This is a genomic window from Rhizobacter sp. P3_B12 (assembly GCF_056402895.1).
The window spans coordinates 1-3288 of the sequence record NZ_JBFUGN010000705.1; the positions used below are offsets into that span (position 1 = coordinate 1).

At 66.4% G+C, this 3288-nt stretch carries 4 protein-coding genes; all 4 read left to right on the forward strand.

From position 1 onward, the window contains the following. The first annotated feature begins 230 nt into the window (after positions 1–230). Positions 231–1010 (forward strand): GntR family transcriptional regulator, encoded by a 780-nt coding sequence (locus AC1D01_RS26555; protein WP_477871701.1) that lies wholly within the window; start codon positions 231–233, stop codon positions 1008–1010. 115 nt (positions 1011–1125) lie between these two features. Continuing rightward, complete coding sequence (gene sdhC / locus AC1D01_RS26560; RefSeq protein ID WP_477871703.1) at positions 1126–1554, forward strand: succinate dehydrogenase, cytochrome b556 subunit; 429 nt, start codon at positions 1126–1128, stop codon at positions 1552–1554. 13 nt (positions 1555–1567) lie between these two features. Then, on the forward strand, positions 1568–1930 hold the full coding sequence (sdhD, locus tag AC1D01_RS26565; protein ID WP_477871705.1) for a succinate dehydrogenase, hydrophobic membrane anchor protein: 363 nt from the start codon (positions 1568–1570) through the stop codon (positions 1928–1930). Between the two features lie 73 nt (positions 1931–2003). Next, positions 2004–3288, forward strand: a 1285-nt coding sequence (sdhA, locus tag AC1D01_RS26570; RefSeq protein WP_477871707.1) for a succinate dehydrogenase flavoprotein subunit, incomplete at its 3' end; no start/stop codon positions are given.

A 3288-nucleotide genomic window follows, 5' to 3' on the forward strand; every position in this document is an offset into this window, starting at 1 on the left:
GCGAACGGGTTTCTTGCTCATGAGGAGTCTCCGCAGGGTTCAGTGGTCGATGACAGCGCTGCAGGAAGAGGCTGGGTGCCAGCCCGTCGATGCAGCCCGCTGTGCGAGCCAGAAGTGTAGGGGAGTCTAGGTGTCGACCCTCCTCCATGTCAAGGATCTTATGTCTTATATAAGACATCTTCCATCAGTCATGGACGGCAGGGGGCGAGCTGTGCTGCAATCGCGGTCTCATGGCCGCCTCGATCCCCTCCTTTTCTGCCGCTGCCGGCGAGGCGCCCCCCGCCGGTGCCGGCGGGCCGGCCTTCAGCCCGCTGTACCAGCAGATCAAGGCGCTGATCACGCGCAGCCTGCAGGGCGGCGAATGGAAGCCGGGCGAGGCGATCCCGAGCGAGATGGAGCTGGCCGCGCGCTACAAGGTGAGCCAGGGCACGGTGCGCAAGGCGATCGACGCGATGGCCGACGAGAACCTGCTGGTGCGCCGCCAGGGCAAGGGCACCTTCGTCGCGACGCATGCGGAAGAGAAGATCCAGTACCGCTTCCTGCGCCTGATGCCCGACGACGGCGAGATCGGCGGCGCGACACGCCATGTCATCGATTGCCGCCGCCAGCGGCCGAATGCCGAGATCGCCCGCGCGCTGGAGCTGAAGGCCGGCGACGCGGCGATCCAGATCCGCCGCCTGCTGCAGTTCAGGCGCGTGCCGGTCGTGCTCGACGACATCTGGCTGCCGGCCACGCTGTTCAAGGGGCTGACGGCGGAGCGCCTCACCGACTACCGCGGGCCGCTGTACGGCCTGTTCGAGACCGAGTTCGGCGTGCGCATGATCCGCGCCGAAGAACAACTGCGTGCCGTGGCGGCCGATGCGGCCGCGGCCGAGCTGCTCGGCCTGGCGCCGGGCACGCCGCTGCTGAGCGTCGAGCGGCTGTCGCGCACCTATGGCGACAAGCCGGTGGAACTGCGCCGCGGCCTCTACAACACCCAGTCGCATTACTACAGGAATGAACTCAGCTAGCGCGAAGTCGACCGGGAAGGCGCATCATTTGCCGCGATCACTTCTCCGACCCCCACGAGAATCTGCTGCGTTGCAATAAAATCTTTCGGTTTCGTCTCGATTACACAAGGTGGGTATGACAGAGATTTCCAAGCCAATCTCCTCACGGAGGCCAGGAACGATGCGTCTGATCGACGCGACCCAATACAGGCTGCCCCTCGCAGGCTGGGTGTCGATCCTGCACCGCGTCAGCGGCCTGCTGATGTTCGCGCTGCTCCCGTTCATCATCTGGCTGTTCGACACCAGCCTCAGTTCCGAGGTCTCGTACACGCAGTTCACCGGTGTCTTCATGGGCGGCTACGGCTTCGTGCCGGCCTGGTTCATCAAGCTCGTGACGCTGTCGCTGATCTGGGCCTACCTGCATCACTTCATCGCCGGCGTGCGCCACCTGTGGATGGATGCGACGCACTCGGTCAGCAAGGAATTCGGCCGCCAGTCGGCCCTCGTCACGCTGGTGCTGAGCGTCCTGCTGACGCTGGTCCTCGGCTGGAAGCTGTTCTTCTGAGGCGCGCCACACCATGACACAAAACTTTGGTTCGAAGCGCCTGGTCGTCGGCGCGCACTACGGCCTGCGCGACTGGATGGCCCAGCGCGCCACCGCGCTGGTGATGGCGCTGTTCACGGTCGCGCTGATCGTGCAGGTGCTGCTGCCGGGCCCGATGGGCTACGACAAGTGGGCGGGCATCTTCTCGCGCCAGTGGATGAAGGTGCTGACCTTCGTCGTGATCGTCTCGCTGGCCTACCACGTGTGGGTCGGCGTGCGCGACGTGCTGATGGACTACGTGAAGCCGGTGGGCGTGAAGCTGCTGCTGCAGGTGTTCACGCTGGTGTGGCTGGTCGGCTGTGCCGGCTGGGCGATTCAAGTGCTCTGGAGACTCTGACGTGAGCTTTTCCTCTTCCTCGATCTCCAAGCGCAAGTTCGACGTCGTCATCGTCGGCGCCGGCGGCTCGGGCATGCGTGCCTCGCTGCAGCTGGCCCAGGCCGGCCTGAACGTCGCCGTGCTGTCCAAGGTGTTCCCGACCCGCTCGCACACGGTGGCCGCGCAGGGCGGCATCGGTGCCTCGCTCGGCAACATGTCCGAAGACAACTGGCACTACCACTTCTTCGACACCGTGAAGGGCTCCGACTGGCTCGGCGACCAGGACGCGATCGAATTCATGTGCCGCGAGGCGCCGAAGGTCGTCTACGAGCTCGAACACTTCGGCATGCCGTTCGACCGCAACCCCGACGGCACCATCTACCAGCGCCCGTTCGGCGGCCACACCGCGAACTACGGCGAGAAGCCGGTGCAGCGCGCCTGCGCCGCCGCCGACCGCACCGGCCACGCGATGCTGCACACGCTGTACCAGCAGAACGTCAAGGCGCGCACGCACTTCTTCGTCGAGTGGATGGCGCTCGACCTGATCCGCGACACCGACGGCGACGTGATCGGCGTCACCGCGCTCGAGATGGAGACCGGCGAGCTGCACATCCTCGAAGCCAAGACCGTGCTGCTGGCCACCGGCGGCGCCGGGCGCATCTTCGCGGCCTCGACCAACGCCTTCATCAACACCGGCGACGGCCTGGGCATGGCGGCGCGCGCCGGCATCCCGCTGGAAGACATGGAGTTCTGGCAGTTCCACCCGACCGGCGTGGCCGGTGCCGGCGTGCTGCTGACCGAAGGCTGCCGCGGCGAGGGCGCGATCCTGCGCAACAGCGACGGCGAGCGCTTCATGGAGCGCTATGCCCCGACGCTGAAGGACCTGGCGCCGCGCGACTTCGTCTCGCGCTGCATGGACCAGGAGATCAAGGAAGGGCGCGGCTGCGGTCCCAACAAGGACTACGTCGTGCTCGACATGACCCACCTGGGCGCCGAGACGATCATGAAGCGCCTGCCCAGCGTGCTGGAGATCGGCCACAACTTCGCGAACGTCGACATCACGAAGGAGCCGATCCCGGTCGTGCCGACCATCCACTACCAGATGGGCGGCATCCCGACCAACATCCACGGCCAGGTGGTCGTGCCGAAGGACGGCGACCCGAACGCGGTGGTCAACGGCCTGTACGCGGTCGGCGAATGCTCCTGCGTCAGCGTGCACGGCGCGAACCGCCTGGGCACGAACTCGCTGCTCGACCTGCTGGTGTTCGGCCGCGCGGCCGGCAACCACATCGTCGATTCGGCGCTGAAGACCCAGGCCCACAAGCCGCTGCCGGCCGATGCGGCCGAGCGCACGCTGGCCCGCCTGAACAAGTACGAGG

Coding starts and splice junctions, on each gene's coding strand:
- AC1D01_RS26555 (WP_477871701.1), top strand. CDS start 231: ATGGCCGCCTCGATCCCCTCCTTTTCTGCCGCTGCCGGCGAGGCGCCC.
- sdhC (WP_477871703.1), top strand. CDS start 1,126: ATGACAGAGATTTCCAAGCCAATCTCCTCACGGAGGCCAGGAACGATG.
- sdhD (WP_477871705.1), top strand. CDS start 1,568: ATGACACAAAACTTTGGTTCGAAGCGCCTGGTCGTCGGCGCGCACTAC.